This window comes from Chloracidobacterium sp., from assembly GCA_015075585.1.
Lineage (GTDB): Bacteria > Acidobacteriota > Blastocatellia > Pyrinomonadales > Pyrinomonadaceae > OLB17.
Genome location: JABTUB010000002.1, coordinates 700,215 through 724,532 on the forward strand (window position 1 = coordinate 700,215; position 24,318 = coordinate 724,532).

22 protein-coding genes are annotated in these 24,318 nt (G+C 55.4%); 9 read left to right on the forward strand and 13 right to left on the reverse strand.

All coding sequences use genetic code 11. The features are described 5' to 3' along the window. Positions 1–214: 214 nt before the first annotated feature. From pilB to HS105_12185, 4 genes are read left to right on the forward strand one after another with little or no spacing between them, the layout of a single operon-like run. Complete coding sequence (pilB, locus tag HS105_12170) at positions 215–2,074, forward strand: type IV-A pilus assembly ATPase PilB (GenBank protein ID MBE7517341.1); 1,860 nt, start codon at positions 215–217, stop codon at positions 2,072–2,074. Positions 2,075–2,094: 20 nt separating this feature from the next. Next, complete coding sequence (locus HS105_12175; GenBank protein ID MBE7517342.1) at positions 2,095–2,889, forward strand: hypothetical protein; 795 nt, start codon at positions 2,095–2,097, stop codon at positions 2,887–2,889. Between the two features lie 9 nt (positions 2,890–2,898). Next, complete coding sequence (locus HS105_12180; GenBank protein ID MBE7517343.1) at positions 2,899–4,137, forward strand: type IV pilus twitching motility protein PilT; 1,239 nt, start codon at positions 2,899–2,901, stop codon at positions 4,135–4,137. Positions 4,138–4,183: 46 nt separating this feature from the next. Then, complete coding sequence (locus tag HS105_12185; protein MBE7517344.1) at positions 4,184–5,419, forward strand: type II secretion system F family protein; 1,236 nt, start codon at positions 4,184–4,186, stop codon at positions 5,417–5,419. 62 nt (positions 5,420–5,481) lie between these two features. Here the strand turns inward: HS105_12185 and lon are convergent, their stop codons facing one another. From lon to HS105_12205, 4 genes are all read right to left on the reverse strand, one after another. Further along, positions 5,482–7,917, reverse strand: a complete 2,436-nt coding sequence (lon, locus tag HS105_12190; protein ID MBE7517345.1) for an endopeptidase La — start codon at positions 7,915–7,917, stop codon at positions 5,482–5,484. Between the two features lie 79 nt (positions 7,918–7,996). Beyond that, positions 7,997–8,374, reverse strand: a complete 378-nt coding sequence (locus tag HS105_12195) for an Hsp20/alpha crystallin family protein (protein MBE7517346.1) — start codon at positions 8,372–8,374, stop codon at positions 7,997–7,999. Between the two features lie 70 nt (positions 8,375–8,444). Further along, entirely contained in the window at positions 8,445–8,861 is a 417-nt protein-coding gene (locus HS105_12200; GenBank protein ID MBE7517347.1) for a CBS domain-containing protein, read from the reverse strand. Positions 8,862–9,008: 147 nt separating this feature from the next. Beyond that, a complete protein-coding gene (locus tag HS105_12205; GenBank protein ID MBE7517348.1) occupies positions 9,009–9,251 on the reverse strand; it encodes a hypothetical protein in 243 nt (80 codons plus the stop codon). A gap of 221 nt (positions 9,252–9,472) precedes the next feature. On the opposite strand from HS105_12205, the gene HS105_12210 reads away from it, so the two are divergent. Beyond that, positions 9,473–12,883 (forward strand): hypothetical protein, encoded by a 3,411-nt coding sequence (locus HS105_12210; protein ID MBE7517349.1) that lies wholly within the window; start codon positions 9,473–9,475, stop codon positions 12,881–12,883. A gap of 313 nt (positions 12,884–13,196) precedes the next feature. Here HS105_12210 and nadA read toward each other — a convergent pair whose 3' ends face one another. Genes nadA through HS105_12225 form a run of 3 tightly spaced genes read right to left on the reverse strand, consistent with a single transcriptional unit; the run spans position 13,197 to position 16,086 of the window. After that, the gene (gene nadA / locus HS105_12215; GenBank protein ID MBE7517350.1) at positions 13,197–14,309 is read right to left on the reverse strand and encodes a quinolinate synthase NadA; all 1,113 of its coding nucleotides are present in this window, start codon (positions 14,307–14,309) and stop codon (positions 13,197–13,199) included. A 57-nt stretch (positions 14,310–14,366) separates the two neighbouring features. Next, positions 14,367–15,446: an inorganic phosphate transporter gene (locus HS105_12220; GenBank protein ID MBE7517351.1), complete on the reverse strand. Its 1,080-nt coding sequence runs from the start codon at positions 15,444–15,446 to the stop codon at positions 14,367–14,369. 19 nt (positions 15,447–15,465) lie between these two features. Further along, positions 15,466–16,086, reverse strand: coding sequence for a DUF47 domain-containing protein (locus HS105_12225; GenBank protein ID MBE7517352.1), 621 nt, complete (start codon positions 16,084–16,086; stop codon positions 15,466–15,468). A 384-nt stretch (positions 16,087–16,470) separates the two neighbouring features. On the opposite strand from HS105_12225, the gene HS105_12230 reads away from it, so the two are divergent. Beyond that, positions 16,471–17,871: a M48 family metalloprotease gene (locus HS105_12230; protein ID MBE7517353.1), complete on the forward strand. Its 1,401-nt coding sequence runs from the start codon at positions 16,471–16,473 to the stop codon at positions 17,869–17,871. Here HS105_12230 and HS105_12235 read toward each other — a convergent pair. From HS105_12235 to HS105_12245, 3 genes are read right to left on the reverse strand one after another with little or no spacing between them, the layout of a single operon-like run. Continuing rightward, positions 17,849–19,093 carry an MFS transporter gene (locus HS105_12235; GenBank protein ID MBE7517354.1) on the reverse strand — a complete coding sequence of 415 codons (1,245 nt, stop codon included), beginning with the start codon at positions 19,091–19,093 and terminating at the stop codon, positions 17,849–17,851. The genes HS105_12230 and HS105_12235 overlap by 23 nt on opposite strands. A 5-nt stretch (positions 19,094–19,098) precedes the next feature. Then, positions 19,099–19,359, reverse strand: a complete 261-nt coding sequence (locus tag HS105_12240) for a hypothetical protein (protein ID MBE7517355.1) — start codon at positions 19,357–19,359, stop codon at positions 19,099–19,101. Continuing rightward, a complete protein-coding gene (locus tag HS105_12245; protein ID MBE7517356.1) occupies positions 19,340–19,555 on the reverse strand; it encodes a DNA gyrase inhibitor YacG in 216 nt (71 codons plus the stop codon). The genes HS105_12240 and HS105_12245 overlap by 20 nt, the downstream gene beginning before the upstream one ends. A 94-nt stretch (positions 19,556–19,649) precedes the next feature. Between HS105_12245 and HS105_12250 the strand changes: the two genes are divergently transcribed. Further along, positions 19,650–20,627, forward strand: coding sequence for a hypothetical protein (locus HS105_12250; protein MBE7517357.1), 978 nt, complete (start codon positions 19,650–19,652; stop codon positions 20,625–20,627). Here the strand turns inward: HS105_12250 and HS105_12255 are convergent. Beyond that, positions 20,624–21,649 carry a site-2 protease family protein gene (locus tag HS105_12255; protein MBE7517358.1) on the reverse strand — a complete coding sequence of 342 codons (1,026 nt, stop codon included), beginning with the start codon at positions 21,647–21,649 and terminating at the stop codon, positions 20,624–20,626. The two genes, HS105_12250 and HS105_12255, sit on opposite strands and share 4 nt — an antisense overlap. Positions 21,650–21,738: 89 nt before the next feature. Then, positions 21,739–22,014: an integration host factor subunit beta gene (locus HS105_12260; GenBank protein MBE7517359.1), complete on the reverse strand. Its 276-nt coding sequence runs from the start codon at positions 22,012–22,014 to the stop codon at positions 21,739–21,741. Between the two features lie 179 nt (positions 22,015–22,193). On the opposite strand from HS105_12260, the gene HS105_12265 reads away from it, so the two are divergent. After that, positions 22,194–23,006, forward strand: coding sequence for a zinc metallopeptidase (locus HS105_12265; GenBank protein MBE7517360.1), 813 nt, complete (start codon positions 22,194–22,196; stop codon positions 23,004–23,006). Between the two features lie 10 nt (positions 23,007–23,016). Here HS105_12265 and HS105_12270 read toward each other — a convergent pair whose 3' ends face one another. Further along, entirely contained in the window at positions 23,017–23,544 is a 528-nt protein-coding gene (locus tag HS105_12270) for a hypothetical protein (protein ID MBE7517361.1), read from the reverse strand. A 98-nt stretch (positions 23,545–23,642) separates the two neighbouring features. Here HS105_12270 and HS105_12275 point away from each other — a divergent pair, with 98 nt between their 5' ends. Further along, a complete protein-coding gene (locus HS105_12275) occupies positions 23,643–24,236 on the forward strand; it encodes a riboflavin synthase (GenBank protein MBE7517362.1) in 594 nt (197 codons plus the stop codon). Positions 24,237–24,318 lie beyond the last annotated feature (82 nt).

Below are 24,318 nucleotides of genomic sequence, written 5' to 3' on the forward strand. Positions count from 1 at the left end.
CTATCTGACCAACTCGCTGTCAATTTGAAAGAAAAGTTTCTCTCATTTTGCGAAAACAAGTTGTTGACTTCCAAAAAGAAAACAATGTATTATCAAGTATCAACGATGTTTGTCATCGTTGGTCTAGTGCCTCTCAAAAATTTTTTGACCGGATCATACTCGCGCTGTTTACCCCCAAATAGATGTCGATTGGCCGCTCGAACTTCGCATCCAGATGTCTGCAAAACTTGGCGAAATACTTATCCGTGAGAATCTGATAACCTCGGAGCAATTGCGCGAGGCGTTAGAGTATCAGCGGGCCCACGGCGGACGGCTCGGTTCCAACCTTGTAAGGCTCGGCATCGTTTCCGACGATGTTGTAACGGCGGTTCTCTCGCGTCAATACGGTGTGCCGTCGATCAATCTCGAGCTTTTCCAGATCGGGCAGGACGTTATTAAGCTCATATCTCACGAGGTCGCTCTTAAATACTCGGTACTTCCGGTCTCGAAGGTCGGCGCCACGCTGACGCTCGCGATGGCCGATCCGACGAACGTCTTTGCGATGGACGACATTAAATTCATGACCGGATTTAATGTTGAGCCTGTGATCGCGGCCGAATCGGCGATTCAGCTTGCCATCGGCAAATACTATGTCGGCTCGAACGAGATCGATATCTTTGACGCCGCCTTTGCCATGGAGGCCGAAACGCTAGCAGCCGCTCCGGCAACGAACGGCAACGGCAAAAAGGCCGTTCACGGCAAGGCCAATGGTACGGCCGATGCCGGCCCGCAGCGGCTTACATCGGACGATCTTGACGTATCGCTTGACCGTTTTGAATTCGATGCCGCAGAGGGCGAAGACCTCGAGGTCGTCGAAGAGAACGACGAGATCGATCTCGCAGCTCTCGCACGGGCAAGTGAAGATGCTCCGGTCGTTCGGCTTGTCAACGTCCTGCTGGTTGACAGCCTTCGCCGCGGCGCATCGGACATACACGTCGAGCCGTACGAGAAGGACTTCCGCATCCGCTTCCGTATCGACGGCGTCTTGTACGACGTGATGCACCCGCCGCTCAAGATCCGCGACCCGCTTATATCGCGTCTCAAGATCATGGCCAAGCTTGATATCTCGGAAAAGCGCCTGCCGCAGGACGGACGCATCAAGATCAAGGTCAAGGTCGATAACCGCTCCCGCGAGCTCGACTTCCGCGTATCCAGCCTGCCGACGCTTTTCGGCGAGAAGGTCGTGCTTCGTCTGCTCGACAAGGACAAGCTGATGCTTGACATGACCAAGCTCGGCTTTGAGGAAGAGAGCCTCGAAAAATTCAAGCGGGCGATCGCGAATCCCTACGGAATGGTGCTCGTTACAGGCCCGACCGGTTCGGGCAAAACGAACACGCTGTACTCGGCACTTCAGTCACTGAATACGCCCGAGACGAACATTATGACGGCGGAGGATCCGGTCGAGTTCAACCTCACCGGCATCAATCAGGTGCAGATGAAGGAGCAGATCGGCCTGAATTTTGCCGCCGCCCTTCGATCCTTCCTGCGTCAGGACCCGAACATCGTCCTCGTCGGCGAGATCCGAGACTTTGAAACGGCTGAGATCGCCATCAAGGCCGCTTTGACCGGCCACCTTGTACTATCGACGCTGCATACGAACGATGCTCCTTCGACGGTTTCGCGTCTCGTAAATATGGGCATCGAGCCGTTCCTTGTGGCGACATCGGTCAATATCATTCAGGCGCAAAGACTTATCCGACGCATTTGCGGCAACTGTAAAGAAGCGGTCAACGTTCCGGAAGAAGGACTTGTTGAGATCGGTTTCAGCCCAGAAGAGACATCGACACTCGAGATCTTTCGCGGCAAGGGCTGCGCCACGTGCAACAACACCGGCTACAAAGGCCGTGTCGGACTCTACGAGGTCATGGAGATCAATGACGAGCTTCGTGAACTCATCATCATCGGCGCAAGCGCGATGGAACTGCGGAGAAAGGCAATTGAACTGGGAATGATCACCCTTCGCGAATCAGGCCTGCACAAGATACGCCAAGGCATCACGACCATAGAAGAGGTGGTGAAAGAAACGGTCCTCTAGCAGAGGGCCACGGAGGCAATATGTTAGTAAGAGCTATCGCATTATCAATGGCACTGCTTGTCGGCATCGGAGTGATCGTACCGCTCTCAACCGACAATGTTGAGGCGGGGCCGCGAAAGCACAAGAAGCATCGCAAGGTTAAGAGATACCGCAAATATTCAAAGGCATGGTGGCGTCAGTACCGTGCCAAACAGCGGAAGCGCGCCGCTGCAAGGAAGAAAGCCAGAGCGCTGCGTCTGCGACAGCTTCGCCTTGCACGCGCCGCAGCGGCATCGAACCGTCCCGAGACGAGGTCCACAAAGCCGCCGAAGGCTGCAAAGACGGCAAAGCTGCCGAACGGAAAGAGTGCTCCTGAGGGCTGGACCGCTTCCTCGTCATCTCCTGCGGAGCTCCGATTCCGTGTGGAGGATTCGGCCGGCTCGCAGGTCGGCAATGCCTCGATCTCCGTCATCGGCCCGGCCACCGGCGAAAGCGTCAACACGCCAAGGCAAAAGGCGGTCGGCGGTGTTGCGACGACGGCCCTTCGCCGCGATGTGATCAACAAGATGATCCAAGAGAACGGCTGGGTGGTCAACGACTATCAGAAAGAGATCGGCGGACGCCAGGTCTATGTTGTTGTCGCCCAATCGCAGAACCGCAGCGGCCAGATCGAATCGCGTATGTACTATTTCACCGAGGTTGACGGCCGCATTTACAGTGTTGCGACGAACTCGCCTGTCGATCAGGAAGAGCGTCTTGCCGCCGAATCGGAAAAGGTCATCGACTCGCTCCAGAATCGGGTTCGGGGTGTTCAGCGTGCATCAACAAGGGAATAATCAAGCATTATGAGTTACGAGAATCAGGCATCTGTCGAGTCTCAGGTTACATTGCCCGACCTTCTCCGCAAGATGACGGACGCGGGCGGCTCCGACCTCCACCTTTCGACGAATTCAGCTCCGCAGGTACGTATTCACGGGCATCTGTCGGCACTCGCGGGCTTTGCACCGCTGAGTGCTTCAGATACCAAGCGTCTCGCCTACAGCGTACTGACGGATGCGCAGAAGCACCGCTTCGAAGAGAACCTCGAACTGGACTTTTCGTTCGGTTTGAAAGGTATGTCGCGATTTCGTGCCAATCTTTTCAATCAAAAAGGTGCGGTCGGTGCGGTATTCCGAGCGATCCCTTATGAGATAAAGACCTTCGACGCTCTCGGCCTGCCGCAAGTGGTCTCCGACCTCTGCAAAAAGCCCCGCGGCCTCGTTCTCGTAACCGGCCCGACCGGATCGGGTAAATCAACGACCCTCGCCTCTATGATCGATAAGATCAATATCGATCGCCATGACCACATTCTGACGATCGAGGATCCGATCGAATTCCTTCACAGCCACAAGAACTGCGTCGTCAATCAACGTGAGGTCGCAGCCGACACACACAGCTTTGCGGATGCCCTTCGCACGGCGCTTCGGCAAGACCCTGACGTCGTGCTCGTCGGCGAAATGCGTGACCTCGAAACCATCGAGATGGCACTTCGTATCGCCGAAACGGGCCACCTGACCTTCGCAACGCTTCACACCAACTCCGCATACTCGACGATCAACCGTATCATCGACGTATTCCCCGCGGGCCAGCAGGCACAGGTCCGGACACAGCTCTCGCTTGTACTCGAAGGTATCCTTTGCCAATCGCTCCTGCCGAAAGCCTCCGGCGACGGACGCTGTATGGCGTTGGAGATACTTATCCCGAATGCCGCTATCCGAAACCTCATCCGAGAGGACAAGATCCACCAGATATATTCGATGATGCAGACCGGACAGGATAAGTTCGGGATGCAGACCTTCAATCAGGCCCTGGCATCGCTTGTTCACAGCCGGACGATAACGATCGAGACGGCGATGCAGCGGACATCGAACGCGGACGAACTCAAGGAGCTGATCGAGCGCGGCAGCGGGCTGAACACTTCCTACGGAGGCGGCGTCCGTCCGGGCGTTGCAGGCACCCGCACCGGAACGAACGGCACTGCAAGCGGCCATGCAAGCCCCTACGCACAAGGCCGCCCTATCGGCCAAAGGCCGAACACCCGTTAGTAAAGACTGACCTTTTTCTACCTACCGAAAGGAGCAGACGCAAGAAATGGCTACATACGTTTTTAAGGGAAGAAACCGCTTGAATGAACTCGTCAGCGGTGAGCGCGAAGCAGCGACGCAGGATGAACTGCGCGCATTGCTGCGTCGTGAACAGATCGTTATGACGCAGGCCTCAGAAAAAGGCCGCGAGATATCCATACCAAAGCTCGGCCGACGCAAGAAGGTCAAGGCGCACGAGCTTGCGGTCTTTACACGACAGTTCTCGGTGATGATCGATGCGGGCCTGCCGCTCGTGCAGTGCCTCGATATCCTTGCCGAGCAGCAGCAGAATGCATTCTTTAAGGACATTCTCCGTGATGTGCGGCAAAGTGTTGAGGAAGGCTCGACGCTTTACGCGGCCCTCGACAAACATCCGAAGGTCTTTGATAAGCTCTTCACTCACATGGTCGAGGCCGGCGAAACGGGCGGTGTGCTCGATCTGATCCTCCAACGCCTTGCCACCTTGATCGAAAAGGTCGTCAAACTGAAGCGCAGCATCGTGTCGGCTTCGATCTATCCGGCCGCTGTCATCCTTGTTGCTATCGGTGCGATCGCGATCATTATGATCGTCGTCATCCCGCAGTTCCAGCAGATATTTCTCGGCCTTTTAGGCCCCGGCGAACAGCTTCCGCTGCCGACGCGTATCGTGATGGCAATCAGTAGCTTCCTCGCAGGTTGGGGCGGCTTGACCTCGCTTGTCGCGATAATCGCCGCATCCGTTGGCATTAGTTATTACTACAAGACGCCAAAGGGCCGCTGGCAGATCGATGCCCTTCTGCTGAAGGCCCCGATCATCGGCAGCATCCTGCGAAAGGTCGCGGTAGCTCGTTTCTCACGGATACTTTCGACGCTGCTTTCATCCGGCGTACCGATCCTGCAGTCGCTTGATATCACGGCAAAAACGGCCGGCAACGTCATTATCGAGGATGCGATCCTAAAGGTGCGTGCCGGCGTCGAACGCGGTGAGAATTTCGTCGATCCGCTAAAGGCTACCGAAGTGTTCCCGCACATGGTCGGCCAGATGATCGGCGTCGGCGAACAGACCGGCGCCCTTGATGCGATGCTCGGAAAGATCGCCGACTTCTACGAAGAAGAGGTCGATACGGCGATCGCCGACCTGCTCGGTTTGATGGAACCTGTGCTCATCGCATTCCTCGGTATAACGATCGGCTCGATCGTCATCTCGATGTACCTGCCGCTCTTCTCGCTTATCGGAAAGCTCGCGACCGGCGGAGCAAAGTAACGGCTTTACAACCGGAACAAAAGCAAAGAGGCTGTCATCTTCGGCAGCCTCTTTCGCAATTATCAGATATGGACACTCCCTTGTTCCGGCGGATGCTCCTCAGGCGGCACGACCTTTGGCGGGTCGGTAATGTCCTTTTCGAGCGTGGCATTCAGCACCTCGCTGATCCATGCGCAAGGCACGATGGTCAGCTCTTTCCGCACGTCCTCAGGTATCTCTTCTATATCGGCTTCGTTGCGGTCGGGCAGAACGATGCGGCGAATACCCGCACGGTGCGCCGCCAACACCTTGTCCTTTATGCCGCCGACCGGGAACACCAGTCCGGACAGCGTTATCTCGCCCGTCATTGCCGTATCGTGACGGACTCGGCGGCCCGTATAGAGCGATGCGAGCGCCGATGCCATCGTAACGCCCGCCGAAGGGCCGTCTTTCGGTATCGCACCGGCCGGAACGTGCAAATGAACGCCGTTCTTCTTTATAAGCTCGGGGTCAATGCCGAATTCCGCAGCATGCGACCATAGATAGCTTCGTGCCGCCTGTGCGGATTCCTTCATAACATCGCCCAACTGCCCCGTAAGCGTAAGGCCTCCTCCGCCCGGCAAGAGAGTTGCCTCGATAAACAGCACTTCGCCGCCCATTTCGGTCCACGCCATTCCAGTTGCAACGCCTGCGGGCAGCTCGCTGCGCGCCTCTTCGGGAAAGACCTTCGGCGGCCCGAGATAGCCCTTGATATCATCCTTGCCGATGACTACCTTTTCCGTGTGCCCTTCGGCTACCTTCAGCGTAACCTTGCGTGCAAGATTGCCGATCGCGCGCTCCAACTGTCTTACGCCCGCCTCGCGCGTGTAGCGCGTTGCAAGCAGCAGTATCGCGTCATCCGTAATATCGAACAGCTCCGGCGTGAGGCCGTTCTCCGTGATCTGACGCGGCAAGAGGTATTGCTTGGCGATGCCCAGCTTTTCGCGGTCGCTGTAGCCGGCGAGCTGAATGATCTCCATACGGTCGCGAAGCGGCATCGGGATCGGCCCGAGCTGATTCGCAGTAGCGATAAAGAAAACCTTTGAGAGATCGAAAGGCAGATCCAGATAATTGTCGCGGAATGTGTTGTTCTGAGCCGGGTCAAGTATCTCGAGCAGTGCGGACGCCGGATCGCCTCGAAAATCGTTGCCGAGCTTATCGATCTCATCAAGCATCATCACCGGATTATTGACGCCGACACGCCGCAGCGACTGAATGATACGGCCGGGCATCGCCCCGATGTACGTTCGGCGATGACCGCGAAGCTCTGCTTCATCGCGCATACCGCCGAGGCTCATGCGGTCGAATTCGCGTCCCAACGCCCGCGCTATCGAACGCCCGAGCGACGTCTTGCCGACTCCGGGCGGGCCGACAAAAAGAATGATGGGCGACTTACTGTCGGGCCGCATCTTTACGACGGCTAGCGATTCCAGGATGCGTTCCTTTATGTCCTCGAGGCCGAAATGATCCTCGTCGAGTACCTTTCGCGCTTCGGCAAGGTCGAGTTTTTCTTCACTCGACTTACGCCACGGCAATTCAAGGATGTATTCGAGATAAGTGCGGATAACGTGGTAATCCGGTGCCGACTGCGGCAATGCCTCCATTCGCTTAAGTTCGCGTTCGGCTTCTTTGCGGACATCGTCGGGCAGGTCAGCCTTTTCGAGACGCTCGCGAAGCTGTTCAGCTTCAGCTTTTTCACCCTCGTCCTCGCCGAGTTCCTTTTGGATCGCCTTCATCTGCTGCCGCAGCACATAATCACGCTGCGACTTGTCCATTTCGACCTGTGCTTCGGTTGCGATCTTCGAGCGGATCTGCATGATCTCAAGCTCACGCGCAAGCGCGGCATGCGTCAGCGTCAAAAGCCCGTCAACGGTCGAAGACTCGAGCATTTTCTGCTCGGTCTCGGTGCCGAGATCGAGTACTGAGGCAAGAAAATATGCGAGCTGCACAGGATCTTCCTGTGACATCACGGCCATCCTTATCTCAGGCGGCACGTTCGGAAGCAAAGCGAGAGCTTCCTGTATCATGCTCTGTATATTACGTTTAAGTGCCTCGACCTCTTCATCGTCAACACGGCGAAGCTGCGGCAGCATCACGACCCGCGCTTTCAGATAAGGCTGCTCCGTGAGCCACTCGACGATCTCAAAGCGATGGACGCCCTGCACGATGAGCTGCATCACATCGTCATTGCGCATCATCCGCTTTATGTTGACCACAGTGCCGATCTTATACAGGTCGCCGGGTGCGGCATCATCACCGTTGACATTTTCGGTCCGCGTGGTGATACAGGCCAGCAGCTTTTCTTCCGTCGCAAGTGCCTGCTCGGTCGCGCGTACCGAACGTTCGCGGCCGACGGCGAGCGGCACGACGGTTTCCGGGAAGAGTGTCGTATTCTGAAGCGGCAGAACGGGCAGTTCAAGCTTATCGGGCACCGATGCCTGAACATCATCGGCCTTTTGCGTGGTCTCTTTATCGGACATAATCGATCTTTGCTTGCGTCAATTCCATTCCTGTCGCTTCGGTCGGCAGAAGAGCGGCAGCGGCGTTGGACGCGGTGTGTTACGCGGCGTTCTTGTTTGCCGCTTGTTTCCTCAAGTGGATGATCAGCAGGCCATTCTCGAATTGATGCTCTATCTGAGCACCCTCAATGGCGGCGGGAAAATGCAGCGTCTTTTCAAAGTTGCTGTACGTGATCTCCATCTGCTGATACGACGCGCCGGCGCCGCACGAACGGTCCTTTCGCGAGCCTGCGATATAAAGCACATTGCCTTGGATATCAAGCTCGATATCCTCGGGTGAGACACCCGCAAGCTCGACCTTGACGACCCATCCCTCGGGGGTTTGATAGACGTCAGCGGCCGGATACCAGAGCTTGCCGCTGCCCACATTCTTTGATGTGCCGATGAACTGAAAGTGCCGATTTATCGATCTTGCCATTGTGGTATCGGATCACGGTCGATCCTAAGCGATCCTGAAACTGCAATATACGGCTAAAGGGCCGTGCATTCTATGTTCTGCCCCAGAAAGATGCGCCGCTCGATATCTCTTCGATGGTCTCGGCGATCTCGCGTTCGTCTTCGGTTCCGAGTGCAACATCCGCGAGAGCGATAATGCCGGCCAAGGTACCGTCGGCATTTGTAACCGGCACGCGCCTGACCTGCTTGTCGCCCATCAATCTGACTGCCTGAAATACAAAATCATCCGGCGCAACCGTGTAGATCTCCGATGTCATCACACCGTCTATCGGTGAATCAGGCGAACGCCCTTCTGCGACCGCACGTACGACGATGTCGCGGTCGGTAACAAGGCCGACGAGACGCCCGGCGTCAACGACCGGCACGGTGCCCATGTCGCCGTCGCGCATCATTGCCGAAACCTCGCGAAGCGTAGCCGCGCTCGATGCGGTAACGACATTTTTTGTCATTATTTCACTGCAACGCGTGCGTGAGATAGCAGCATTTTCGGCATCGCCCATGGTTAAAACTCCTTGCTCACATTTTGAAAGAGTTAGCCGCAGAAAGCAAGACGCGCCGCTCGATAGTACCGCATCACACTTTTCCACCCAGTCGTTTTAGGTAACCGTAGCGGCCTCAAGACTGTCCGCTTCGGGCATTTGGCGAACGATCATGTGATCCGGTACTATGCCGCGGCTCCGCATACCGACCCATGAGACAGTTGCCGACGACCTCACTGGTAGCGACGGTCCCGTCAAATAAACACCTTCGAACAATACGTGCGTTGTTCGTAAGAACCGAGCGCTGAAACATCCCTCGTTCTCGTTCAGCGCGACCGAAGTCCCGCCAATGTCGAACATGTATCTTCACCAGCAGCGGTATGTGTTCTCGAAGCACGTTTCGGAGTAAGAAAACCGAATGCCGTTCGTATCAAAAATTTTTGCTTGTAATTTTTAAGATTTATTCTAGAATACTTTGAAGCACAATTTTATTGACAACTTTCAGCCTCACCATATCTTTGCGTGACCGGCAATTGGAGAATTTTATGCAGACGAAACCCACTCGATCGATATTTCTTTCAATGGCTATTGCACTTATTTTCGTTGCGGTTACCGAGACCGCATCCGCTAACCAACAAAGCAGCAATTGGATTGGAAGCTACTGCAGCCTGACGAATGGCTTTGAACCGTTCAAGTCTTACTATGAAGGAGCTGAACATGTTCACAGCCCCTCGCAAAGTGGTGATTGGCAACAGGGTCTTGCGATATTTATTCTTGATTCAAGTGGCCGCAAAGATGCTTTGCGCTCGTTTGAATTTGCAAAAACGCATGGAGCGAATATTGCGATACTGATCGATCATTTGATGATCGGTTGGGTCGATGCCTCGCTTGCCAATGAGCTCGCCGGCAAGAGCGGAATTAGATCGATCTCGTTTAGTGAGATCGATCTTTCTGCGCTGCCGGTGAAAGATGAAACTACGATTGCGACGGCTCGATATTTTAACGAGGCGGTATCTGGCCGCCTTGGCCGTGAGATCGAAAAAGCGCGGCAAATTACCGGCGATCCGCTATCCGGCGATGGTTTTCCGCATCCTGAGATCGACATCGATGACTATCACGCCAACCTTGCTGGAAAGGTAATGTCTCCCTCGCTGGGCAATAGCGATGCAATGACAGGGACTGTCGCTGTTGCACTATTTTTTCTTGAAAGCACTGGCTCAATCGACGCAAATGTTTACACATGGACGTCGGTAGATCAGCAGAATACTTTTAATAGGGCATTGTCAGGATTTACGTGGTGGGCAAATAAGGCGGCTATTTACGGATATAGCTTAACTTTTACCCCTGTACTGTATGGTGCAACACATCCCGCCACCCAAATCGGTTATGAACCCATCTTGCATCCGTCTGGGGACAACGTCCAGTGGGCAACCCAAGTGATGGCGAACCTGGGATTTACATCGGGCAACAACTTTACCAGATTTTCTGCGTTCAATACAGCACTAAGAAATACCTATTCGTCAGACTGGGCCTACTCGGTGATCATCGGCTACAACCCGTCACCAGCCCCCTCAACGTTTACTGACGGTCATTTTGCATTTACGTGGATGGGCGGTCCTTACATTCAAATGCTATTTAACAATGACGGCTGGGGCGAGAATAATTTTGGAATGGTCTTTTCGCACGAGACTGGGCACGACTTCTGGGCTTGTGATGAGTATTACCAGCCTGGTTACGGCGGGTGTACATCGTGCGGAGCCTGCGCGTCAGGCGGCCCGCGACCAACGATCCTGAACGGAAATTGCGAGTACTGTAATTCGCAGTCCGTCGCCTGTATGATGAAATCGAACTCCGACACCTTATGCGCATATTCAAGAGACCAAATTGGTTGGCTTGTCGGGACACAAAGTTCCATACAGTTCAGCTCAACCGCCTACAACGTGGGTGAGGGAGACGGTTATGCAACGATAACCGTAACAAGAACGGGTGGTACGAGTGCCGTCGGCGTAAATTACGCAACGTCGAATGGCACCGCAACTGCCGGCTCGGACTATACAGCCGTGAGCGGAACATTGAGCTTCGCCGTAAGTGAAACCACCAAAACTTTTAACATCCCCGTAATCAACGACACCGCAGTCGAAGGAAATGAGACTGTAAATATCGCCCTCAGCAATCCGACGGGCGGGGCCACGCTTGGAACTCCGAGTACGGCGGTTCTGACTATCATTGACGATGATGTGGCGTGCACATATTCAATTTATCCGCCAAGCGTGAACTTTTCGTCGGGCGGCGGTTCGGGCGGCGTAAACGTTACGGCACCAGCAGGATGCCCATGGACAGCCGTCTCGAACAATTTTTCCGACAGTGCAGTTGCTGATGGAAACCCGAGAAACGACGATGCGGCCTATAGCGAAAACTCACTGATGACAGCCGCATTTTCTGAAGATTTTGCAAATATAGCAACGCTCCCCGGCAGCGGTTGGTACACACAGAACAACAGCGTACCGGTCGGCTCGACCAGTTGGTTCCAGGGGAATACAACCGTCTTCACATCTCAAAGCGGGAACGCCGATTCTTATATCGGTGCTAACTTCAACGCGACTACAGGCGTAAACACGATCAGCGAATGGCTACTGACACCAACAATTGGATTCAACAACGGCGATGTGATCCGGTTTTGGACCCGAACGGTAACCGGGAATCAGTTCCCCGACCGCCTGCAGGTCAGGCTGTCATTGAACGGTTCAAGTACGAATGTCGGAACCGGCTCAGCGAGCGTCGGAGACTTCACTGGGCTTATTACGGATATTAACCCAACCTACACCGTCGGTGGTTATCCGGAAGTTTGGACACAATATACGGTTACAATGTCTGGGCTTTCAGGCCAAACCTATGGCCGACTGGCCTTCCGGTACTTCGTCGAGAATGGAGGGCCGAACGGAGATAACTCAAATTACATCGGCATTGATTCCTTCTCATACACACCATCGGGCGGGGGCTCAAGCTGGATCACCGTCACCGGCGGCTCGAGTGGCGTCGGCCCCGGAACAGTTGGCTATTTCGTCGCTGCAAACAGCACCGGAGTGAATCGATTAGGAACGATCACGATCGCCGGCCAAACATTCACAGTCAACCAGGCCGGATCATCGACCACACAATCGAGGAAATTGTGCGATTTTGACGGCGACAATATCTCGGACCTTTCCATCTTTCGACCGTCGAACGGCCAATGGTGGTGGCTGCGCAGTAGTAACGGCACCAACGGAGCGGTCACATTTGGTGCATCAACTGATAGAGTTACACCCGGGGACTTTACCGGTGACGGTAAGAGTGATTTTGCAATCTTCCGACCCTATACGGGACAATGGTACGTTCTTAGGAGCGAAGATTTCTCATACTACGCCTTCCCCTTTGGTACTAGCGGCGATGTGCCCGTTCCGGGCTACTTCGACAGCGATGCAAAGGTTGACGCGGCTGTATTTCGCCCATCAAACTCAACATGGTATATTAGTCGCTCAACCGGCGGCACGTCTATCCAGCAATTTGGATCAAGCGGCGATGTTCCAGTTGCTGCGGACTATGACGGCGATGGTATCTGGGATCGCGCAATCTACCGGCCAAGTGTCGGACAGTGGTGGCTTCAGCGTTCGTCGCTTGGTACTGTCGCGTATCAATTCGGAGCCTCGACCGATAAGACCGTACAGGGCGGCGATTTTACCGGTGACGGTAAGGCCGATATAACTATTTGGCGGCCTTCGACAGGGCAATGGTTTGTATTAAGGAGTGAAAATCAGACCTACTACGCTTTCACCTTTGGTATTTCATCCGACCTACCAGTTGCAGGCGACTACGACGGCGACGGCAAACAGGATGCTGGTGTATTTAGGCCTTCGACCTCGACGTGGTACATCCAGCGCTCAGCCGCAGGCACCCTCATCCGACAATTCGGCACAACAGGTGATCTGCCTCTTCCAAATGCGTATGTAAGATGATCAAAAGCCACGGACTTGCTTGTTCGATAGGAATGGTCTAGAAATAATGCGACGTGGCAATAGACCCAGTGGCGTATGTTTACTTATCACGAAATGTTGAGGACACAGCCGCCACTGCCTCTGTTTCGTCCTTGCACATGCAATGAAATATGGGCGTAACTGCAACATTTTCGGGATAAAAGGCCGTTTATTCTACTGCCCACGAACTTGTAAAAGTCGTTTTTAGAAAGTAACGCCGACATTGCGCCGACGGCATGCCGCCAACATACCTATTTTCTTGACATCAACGCGGTACAGCCGTGTGCCTTGCCCGTCAGTTCTTGTTCTCGGTCAGCGAGATCATACGGCCGAGGGCGACGTTGGCATAGTGTCGGGTCTCAGCATCAACGACGATCTCATTCACCACATTGCCCGCGGCGAGGTTGTCGAGCGCCCATGCGAGATTTTGCGGTGCTATACGAAACATCGTCGCACACATACACAGGTCGGGGGCGAGCAGCCGAATGTCCTTGTCCGGGAAACGTGTCTTGAGGCGGTTGACGAGGTTGACCTCGGTGCCGATCGCCCATTTTGAGCCGCTCGGAGAATTTTCCACGGTCTTGATGATGAACGATGTCGAACCGTCAAGGTCGCTCTTAACCACGACCTCGTGCGGGCATTCAGGATGTACGAGAACCTTTACTCCCGGCACTTCCTCACGCACCTGATCGGCGTGCCATTCCTTGAAGCGGCCGTGTACCGAGCAGTGGCCACGCCAAAGGATCAGCTTCGCGTCATGCACGGCCTCGGGCGGATTTCCGCCGAGTTCCTTATGCGGATCCCAAACGATCATTTTGTCGAGCGGTATGCCGAATTTTGCCCCGGTGTTGCGCCCGAGATGCTGGTCGGGAAAGAAGAACAGCTTGTCGAAATTCTTAAGATAATGGTCAAAGAGCGGTATCGCATTCGATGACGTACAGACCACGCCGTCGTTGCGGCCGCAGAAAGCCTTGATCGCGGCAGACGAGTTCATATAGGTGATCGGTGCAACACGCTGTTCGAGTACGCCGATCTCCTCGAGCTGTTCCCATGCATCCTCAACCTCTTCGACCGAAGCCATGTCCGCCATCGAACAGCCGGCGCCCATGTCGGGCAGAACAACGGTCTGGCCGTCCTTGCCGAGAATATTCGCGGATTCGGCCATAAAGTGTACGCCGCAAAACACGATGTATTCCGCATCCGCCTTTGACGCCATTACCGACAGTTGGTATGAGTCGCCGGTAAGGTCGGCGTGCTTCACCACATCATCACGCTGATAATGATGGCCGAGAATTACGACGCGGTCACCAAGCTCACGCTTTGACTCGACGATCGACTCCGCAACATCCTCATCGGACATCACGAGAAAATCTTCCAACGGACGTACCGCTTCTGCTACTGCTGACATAAAAAAATGATGACACTTTTGCAGTATGCGTGCAAGGCCTATTCGGTTGGTGAAGTTTTAGGCGACGCCGGTGATCTTTTCAAACAAAAGCAGCACCGCATACGATGCGGCAGCGATCAACGCGGCGGCAGGGATAGTAAGCACCCATGCCCAGATGATGCGGCCTGCGACGCCCCACTTCACTGCCGAGAACCGCTTTGCAGATCCGACCCCGACGATCGCTCCGGTAATAGTGTGCGTCGTCGAAACGGGAATTCCGAGAGCCGTCGCGCCAAAGAGCGTTATCGAGCCGGCCGCCTCGGCACAAAAACCGCCGACAGGCTGCAGCTTTACGATCTTCGTACCCATTGTCTTGACGATACGCCAGCCGCCCGAGAGCGTTCCGAGAGCGATCGCCGCACAAGCAGAGACCTCGACCCAAAGCGGTACGTCCGGCAGCTTGCCGTCCGGCGTCATATTCAGAAAACCGCCCGCCACGAGTGCTATCGTCATAATGCCCATCGTTTTCTGGGCATCATTACCGCCATGGCCGAGGCTGTACGAAGCTGCGGAGAAAAGTTGGCCGATGCGAAAGATGCGGTCGACCTTGCGCACGGATACGCGGTGAAATATCCAGTAAACACTCACCATCAAGCCAAAGCCGAGCAGCAATCCGATGGTTGGCGAAAGCACGATGAAAGCCAGCGTCTTTATCCAGCCTTCGGGCTTCAGCATGCCCTCAACGCCCGCTGACGTGCCCTTTTGGATTATGTAGGCCGTTATTGCGGCTCCGGCATACGCGCCCACAAGTGCATGCGAACTTGACGTCGGCAGGCCGAGATACCATGTGATCAGGTTCCAGAAGATGGCACCCAAGACGCCCGCAAGCAGCACGTAAAGACGCGTCTGCTGTTCGAGCATATGAATATCGACGAGGTCGCCGCCGACCGTCTTTGCGACAGCAGTGCCGAATACTATTACGGCAATAAAGTTAAAAAAAGCGGCCATCGCAACGGCGGCTCCGGGCGAGAGCACGCGAGTAGCAACAACCGTCGCAATGGAGTTAGCGGCATCGTGAAAGCCGTTGACATAGTCGAACGCAAGTGCGACCAGAATGATAACGATCGCGATGACGGTTGCTGAAGATACTTGATCCATAAGAGGTTTGGCTTGGGTATCAGTTATGTTTCAGCACGATGCTTTCGATGATGTTGCCGACATATTCGCATTTATCGGTAGCAGCTTCGAGCAGTTCATAAAAGGCCTTCCACTTGATGATGTTGAGCGGGTTGCTTGAGTGCTTGAAAAGATCGGCCATCGCACCGAAATAGATGTCGTCAGCTTCGTTCTCGAGGCGTTGTATCTCGAGCAGATGCGGCTTCATTCCTTTGCCGCGTTCGAGCAGATCGACAGCGCTTTTTATTTCGGCGGCTTGCTTCTTGATAACTGCGGCGAGTTTGACCGCATTCTCGTGGATCTCGTGAATGTCATACATTACGATCGCACGGGCCGATGAGTCGATGTAATCGCAGACATCATCGAGAGCGACCGAAAGCGTATAGATATCCTCACGGTCAAAGGGCGTGATAAAAGAGCTGTTGAGCCTTGTCGTAACGGTATGCGTAAGCTCGTCGCACTCGTGCTCGATATGCTTGATCTTTTTTGAGAATGAATCGAACTCAGAGTTGTCCGCCTGCACCATCTCGTGCAAAACGCTCGCCGCTTCTTCGAGCTTACTGCTCATACGCGCAAATAATGCGAAATATTGATCTTCTTTTGGTAAGAAACTAAACCCCATCGTCAGGTCTCCTTAATAAAGGCATTTATTATATTCAATTCCGCTGCACGAACACCGTACAAAGCGTCCGATCATTCCGCTGCCCTGCAGGACTTGCACTCGAATTTCGTACATACTTATAGCCGCCCTTTCGGGTTCCGGTTCAAAAGGTCTCAAAGGGATGTGCGGCCATAACCGCTGCTTCAATTAGTTCCGCCAAAGGCGCCGTATGCACTCGATTATACTCGACATTGCATACGGATGTGGAATGTAGGAAATAAGAAATCTCTGCAAAAGCCGTCTTGCCGCCACTGATAACTGCGGCAAACTCGCGCTGTTATACGGCTCATCATACCCCGCGAGGCCGCCACTCGTGCTAAAATGGCGGAAAACCTTAGAGGACTTATGAGACAACAGACCCAGGCGATCGACCTTCGCAACAAAGTATCCGCAGCAGCTCTTGTTTTTGCACTGATCGTTATGCCGCTGGCGGCGATCGCGCAAACGCGGATCGATATGCCTAAGAACAAATACAAGGTGCAGGAAGACGTCAAGCTCGGCAACCAGGCAGCGGCCGAGATCGAGAAGAAATTCCCTATCCTGCGCGATGCCGAAGCGACTAACTATGTCGGGCGCATCGGCAGGCGGCTCGTCAACGCGATACCTGCGAGGTTTCGGCAGCCGGATTTCGATTACCGATTCAAGATCGTGAATGCCAGCGATCTGAACGCATTTGCTCTTCCCTCAGGGCCGATGTACGTAAACCGCGGAATGATCGAGGCGGCACGCAATGAAGGCGAGCTTGCAGGCGTCATGGCTCACGAAATATCGCATGTTGCCCTCCGCCATGCGACCGCGCAAGCCACAAAACAAAACAGCTTCGGAAATCAGCTCGGTATGCTCGGCATGATCCTCGGCGGGGCGATCTTGGGCGGCGAGGCAGGAGCACAGCTTGGTGCCCTTGGTGCAATGGCGTGGATGACAAAGTACAGCCGCGCGTATGAGACGCAGGCAGATATCCTCGGATCGCAGATAATGGCCGATGCAGGCTACGATCCGCAGGATCTTGCCAATGTTTTTAAGACCATACAGGCAGAGAGCAAGAACAGCACTCCTCAATGGCTCAGCAGCCACCCTGATCCGGGCAACCGTTATCAACGGATCAGCGAAGAGGCTTCCCATTTGAACGTAAGCCCGAACCCGATAAAGATCACTCGTGATTTCGAGCGTGTCCAAACCCGCTTGCGGGCTATGCCGAAGGCACCGACAATGGCCGAGATCGAAAAAGGTGCTGCGGGCAATTCGAATCCGACCGCCGGCGGCCGATATACGACGAACGTGCCGGCGCCTTCATCACGCACACAGCGGTATTCAGGCAGCGGGATCAGTTTCTCATACCCGTCGAACTGGCAGCGATTCGACACATCTGAAGGCTTTATGCTCGCACCCGAAGGAGCTTACGGCGACCAAGGCATAACGCACGGAGCTATGTTCGGTGCGATGCAGGTGCAGTCAGGCGACCTCAGCAGTGCCAACGACGAATATATCCGCTCGATGCTTCAGGAAAACACATATCTGCGTCAGCAGGGCAGCACGACGAGCAGCTATATTGCCGGCCGCCAAACGCTCATTACAAGGCTTCGCGGCACCTCGCCCGTTACGCGCCGCGTCGAGAGCGTTACGATCTATACGCTGATGGTGAATAACAGCGGAATGCTCTATATCGCGACCGTTTCGCCCGAACGAGACGCCGCAGCGTACTCGCGTTCGTTCACGAATATGCTCAATTCGCTTCGGCTGCCTTAGCCGCCGCACCCTTTACGGTAAGGAACATCGCAAGTGCCGTCATCGAAACGGCCGCACTTGCGATGAATGCCGTTGCCGCTCCGAATTCATACCACAAAAAGCCGAACAGCAATGATGCGGGCAGCACCGTAATGCCGTACGCGAGGTTGTAGATGCCGTATGCCGTGCCGCGCTTATCCTCACCGACAAGGTCGGCGACAAATGCCTTTTCGACACCTTCCGTAAGCCCGAAATATGCTCCGTAAATAATGAACAGCGCCCAGCATTGCCACGCCGAGCTGACAAAAGCAAAGCCGAGATACACCAGTGCATAGATCAGCCAGCCCGACGCTATCACCGGCTTTCGCCCGAGTTTGTCCGACATCACGCCGCCCGCGAGCGAGCTTACGACCTTACTGAAGTGCAGCGTCATCCAAAGAAGCGGCAGCACGGCGGGCGAGATACCGGCTTCGGCGGCACGCAAAAGAAGGAACGCGTCGGTCGAATTCGACAGCGTAAAAAGAGCTACGACGCCCATAAGACGCCAAAAATTCTTATCAAAGCCGGAAAATGACAGCGACGGCGACGCTTCGGAACGGCGTCCCTCCGGTTCATCGCGAACAAAGGCCGCGATAACGAACAGCCCGGCAATGACCGGCAGCGATGCGAAAAGGAATGTCCGCTGATATTCGGCGACGCTCGGCGAACTCGGATCGGCGGCAAAGTACGTCAAAAGGAAAAATGCCGCGACCGGCCCAAAGACGGCCCCGAGATGATCTGCGGCACGATTGAATCCGAATGCGGCACCGCGCCGCTCGACCGATACGCTCGACGCAATGATCGCATCGCGCGGAGCGCCGCGTATGCCCTTGCCTATGCGGTCAGCCGAGCGTAGCACAAGGACGCCCGGCCAACTTCCAACAAACCCGAGTAAAGGCCGCGTCAATGCCGCAACGGCATAACCGAGCAGTACCGGCATCTTCCGCGTCCCCAAACGGTCGCTTAAATAGCCCGAGACAAGTTTCAGAAGGCTTGCAAGTGATTCGGCAAAACCCTCGATCAGCCCGATGGCGAAAGGCGACGCACCGACAGCAAGTGCGAGAAAGGCAGGCAGCAGCGGATATATGATCTCGCTTGACGTATCGTTGAGCAGGCTGACGGCGCTCAGCGCAACGACATTTCGCGGCATATTTGCGAATCTTCGCAGGCCGCGCGCTTCTGAAGCAGGCTTTGTCGGATCCATTCGGCTTATCTTTGCGGGCCGGGACGTGCCGCAGGCCGCGGCCGCGGGCTTGGCCCTGTCGCGGCGAAGTAGATGGCAAGCGTCCCTGCAATTCCGATTGCAAGCGTGATCAGAACGATTAGTATCCTGACACTCATCTGCACCGACCTCTTGAGAACCTTGAATGCAATGAGGCCCACCGCAGCAAAGGTCAGAAAAAAAGCGACCGCCGCAAAGATGCCGACACCGCCGCCAAGCGGATTCATATCAAGGAGCATTGCTGTCATCTCGTTCCTCCTTCGCTTGCTCGATGCGGATGCGATCCTCTTCGCTCAGTTCCGTGGTCTGGGCGGGCAGCGCATATTCGCCGTCGGCCCACGCCCCGAGATCGAGCAAACGGCAGCGTTCCGAACAGAACGGACGAAAGTCGTTGCCTGCGAATTCAACCTCTTTACCGCACTGCGGGCATTTCACTAACGCCATACAGTCGAAAGATTATCACAGACGTCTGCTGCGCCGAACATTACGCCTGACAAAAGCGTATCTATCGTCATCGAACCTGTGATAAAACTTAGGTATGAGTGACTATAAAGATAAATTCAACGCTTGGACGAAAAAGGCGACCGATAAGCTGGGAGAGATCGATTCGCAGCTCGGCCTGAAGGAAAAGATCGAGGACGGCGCAAAAACGCTCGTCGATGCAGCCAAAACAGGCGCGGGCTACGTAAAGCAAGAGGCGAATAAAAGCGAACTCGGCCGCAAGGCCGTCGATCTGGCGGAAACCGCGATCGATACTGCGACCGATGCCGCCCAAAAGGCTTGGGACGCCAGCGAACCCGTGCGCGACGCAGCCGTTGACGCAGGAATGAGGACGGGCGGAGCGGTAGTCGATGTCGCCGAACGCGCCGGAGGCATCGCCGCCGATACGTTCACCACGGTCGGCGCCGGTGCAAAGCATGCATCGCGTGTTGTCGGTTTTGGGGCGAGCCTCGCTTCTACCCTTGATGCGGCGATCTCCTCGGCAAAGAAGGCAGCCGCGTGGGCCGCCGATGATCCGGTAAAGGCCGCAACAACGGGCGTTTCGATGGCGATCGGCGCCGGCCTCGGCGTTGTTTTCACGGGCCTAAGCTCGCACTGGCTGATGAACTCAGCGATACCGACACTCACGGTCAAAGAACTTGCCGTGCGTTTCGACGGCTATCTGAAACGCCGCGAGGAGCTTATCAAGAAAGGCGCTCTCAATCAGGCAGACGCCGAAAGGATACAGTTCGAACGCGACCTCGCAAAGCGCGTCGGCGCTCCGCTGCTCGGGGCATTCGCATTCGCATCCGGTGCCGTTATGATGACCAATGTCCTCGACCCGTCGAACATCACGGGCTTCCCGATCGGCTCGATCATCGGCGGCAGCCCGCTGCTCGAAGGCATCTGGTTCTTCGGCAACGGAATGGTGTGCATCAAGACGAGCTACGACCTATTTATGATCGCACTCGACGGCGACGAAGATGTTGAGCGTATGGTAAAAGAGATCAAGGGCCTTCTGCCGCAAACGAGCTAATTTATCTGTATCGGGAACGGCACAAAGCAGAGAACGAATATCGCTAATGTGATCAGGGCGACAAGCTTGCGCTTTGCGTCAAGCGGCGTGTCATCGAGAGGCGTCGGGTGGCCGACCTTCATCATTACCGCGAGGATCACCGCTATCAGGAAGCCGCTCGGGCTTGAGTAAAAGTAAGCTCCCGCTATCGACAACAAAGCCATTGCCGCGAACGCGATCCGGCCCGACCATTGATGCACCGCACGCCCGAAGACGGCAAATAATGCGTGTCCGCCGTCAAGCTGCCCCGCAGGGATCAGGTTAAGTGCGGTAACCAGTACACCGACCCAAGCCGCATAATAAAATGAGTTGCCCACGCCGAAATTCAGGTCGATCCCGAAAAGATACGCAATAAAGCGCATCAGCAGCGGGTCGCCGAATACAAGCTCGCCGGATGAATTCGCGATCTGTACAGGAGTTGCCGTTTGCATTGTCGCGATGCCCCAAACGGCGATCGGCAGAAGTGCGATAAAACCCGCGAGCGGCCCGGCAACACCGATATCGAAAACAGCACGCCGCGAGGGCATCGGCGAGCGTATCTTTATGAACGCGCCGAATGTGCCGGCAGGCCCGATCAGCGGCGGCGTCGGCAGAAAGAACGGCAAAGTTGCATCGACGCGATAGATGCGGCAGGCGATATAGTGCCCCATCTCATGACAAAAGAGTATGAAGAGCAGCGAGCACGCGAACGTTACGCCGTCGGCCATTACGCCCGGGTCGGTGAACATCTTGCTGAGCGCCGTCCCGACCAGCCCGATATACTTTTCGGGCATTTGATACAAAAATGTCAGAAACTCGCTGAATGTCTGCGGGTCGCCTTCGGGCAGCGTCGTTATCGGCCCGAAAGGATAGAGCGTTCCGGCCGTCATTGTCGTACAGAACGTGATAAGCAAAAGAAGGAGATGACGCGCGATCGTGCGGCTGTCAGGCTTTGGCGGCGGAGGCGGAATGTATTGCCGATAAATACTGCTCTGATCGGTCATCGGTTCGCATGATGCTAAAAGCGCGTGCCCGCAAACCCGAAGGCGTCGTTCTGCGGCCCGCGCTGTATGGTTTTCGTTACTACAAGGAACTAGCCGACGGCTTTTGCCGAAAGTTCCTTACCCGGCTTGAATCGTATGGTCTTGCCCTCTGGGATCGGCACCTCGGTGCCTGTCCGCGGATTACGTCCCACGCCGCGTTTGCGGTCCTTTACGACAAAGACGCCAAACCCGCGAAGTTCGATCCGTTTGCCCTCGGCGAGAGCTTCTTTCATAGCTTCAAAAAGAGAATCTACTACCTTTTCAGCTTTTTGTTTTGCCACACCCGTACGCTCTGCCACCAGGTTTACGATGTCTAATTTTATCATTCTGCCTCCTTTTGAAAAGAATGCCAGTGCGGGAGTAAGCCGAAAACCTAGGAACGTCTTGAATGATAATCCTCTAACTTCCGATATGTCAAGATTTTGCGGTGATATCAGCACAATGTCTCAGCTTTTTCCAATCAGTGCTACAATGCTAGAATTCTGTTCGATAAGGAGAATGTGGTATGCGTTGGAGTGATCTGCGGCCAAGCGGAAATGTTGAGGACAGGCGCGGCATAAGCGGCGGAATAGCGATCGGCGGTGGTGGTATCGGGATCCTTCTGCTGGCTCTCGCGATCTATATGTGCGGCGGCGACCCGAGCGCGTTGCTGACCGAACAGCCGCCCGTCTCAGGGCCGGCGGCGAACAGGCCGGAGCCGGCTAACGATCAGAATATGGCGTTTGCAAAGGCCATCGAAGGCAGCCTCGAGGATACTTGGAAGCAGGTACTTCCGCAGCAGGCCGGCATACAATTCCGGCCGCCGAAGCTAGTCATTTTCACCGGACAGGTCGCGAGCGCCTGCGGCTATGCAAGCGCGGCGACCGGGCCTTTCTACTGCCCGGGCGACTACAACCTTTATCTCGATTTTGCTTTCTTTGATGAGCTGAGGCGTGAATTCCGTGCGCCCGGCGATTTCGCTGAGGCATACGTGATCGCTCATGAATTCGGGCATCATATACAGAATCTAATGGGCACGATGGACAAAGTGCAGCGTGCAGGCAACTCGAACCGCCTGAGCGTGGCTCTCGAACTTCAGGCCGATTGCTACGCCGGCATCTGGGCAAACACGGCGGCGAAACAAGGCCGCCTCGACCAAGGCGATGCCGAAGAGGCGATCCGTGCCGCGCAGGCGGTCGGCGACGATATGATCCAAAAACGGACGCAAGGTTACGTCGTCCCCGATTCCTTCACGCACGGCTCGGCCCAGCAGCGTATGCAGTGGCTTACGCGCGGCATGCAGTCGGGCAGTATGAAGCAATGCGAGACCTTCAGGTAACTAATGCGACTTATGCACTGAATGGCTTGCCGTAGATGTCCTGATACGCCCAGCCCAGCAGTCTTGCTTCGGCGGTGTAAAGCGTTTCGAGCCAGCAGCTTGTGAGATACGCACGTTTTTCGTCGTTCGAGGGCAGGAGTTCGGCCTTTGCGAGCGGTGACGCTTCGGCGTCCGCCTTGTCAAGCCCGAATGCCTCCGTCATCTCGGTACGAAGCTCGCGTGCATCGTGCAGTGCCTGCAGGCAATCGCCGATCCAAAGGCTGAGCATCGGCTCGGAATTATTCTCACGCAGCGCCTGAACTGCACCGATCGCAAACCTTGCCTCGGCACTCTCGAACGGATATGTCGCAACGCCGTTCGCCTCGTCATCGGCCTGCTTCCAGATAAAAAGTTCATTCGAGTGCGGATGCCGCAAGCGGGCGGTCCGCTCGTCGTAGTTGAGGAACCATTCGATCAGGTCTGCGACAGAATCATTGTCGGGGCCGCCCTGTGCGGTTCGAAGTTTTGGCGGCTGTGATGTTGCTTGTTGTTCGGCCATATTCGATAGGTGCATCGCCGCACCTGCTCATTTACTATATAATCAACTTGCCCAAGTAACAGAATGGCCGCACGGCTCACTCAGGAATTTTAGCAGCTATGTTCACCGGCATCATTGAAGAACTCGGCACTGTCGCCGCTATCCACGAACACGAGGCAGGCTCGCGGATCGAGATCGCCGCAACGCTCGTTACCGAGGATGTCCGCGCGGGCGATTCGATAGCGGTGAACGGCGTTTGCCTAACGGCAATGGAGCCTGCCGCCGACGGCTTTGCGGCCGACATCTCGCCCGAAACGCTGCAGCGGACGACGCTCTCGCGGCTTGCGGCCGGCTCGCGTGTCAACCTAGAACGCGCGGTAACGCCTGCGACACGCCTTGGCGGCCACATCGTACAAGGCCATGTCGATACGACCGGCACGTTCGCCGGTGCTGCGGCTGAAGGCGATTTCTACACGGTAACGGTCGCCTTTCCCCGTGAGTTCGCAAAATACCTTGTCTTCAAAGGCTCGGTCGCCGTTGAGGGCATCAGCCTTACGGTCGCCGCATTGCGTGAAGGTGAGTTCGATGTCGCCGTCATCCCAAAAACGTGGGAGCTGACCGATCTTTCATTGCTGAAGCCCGGCGACGCCGTCAATCTTGAGGCCGACGTTATCGCGAAATATGTCGAGCGGCTGCTGGCCGAACGCGTTTGACGCTTCTGCCGCCGCACAACGCGACGGACGGCGGGTTTATTTTCACCCGCAGGTAAGGTAAGTTATTGAAAAGTTTAACATT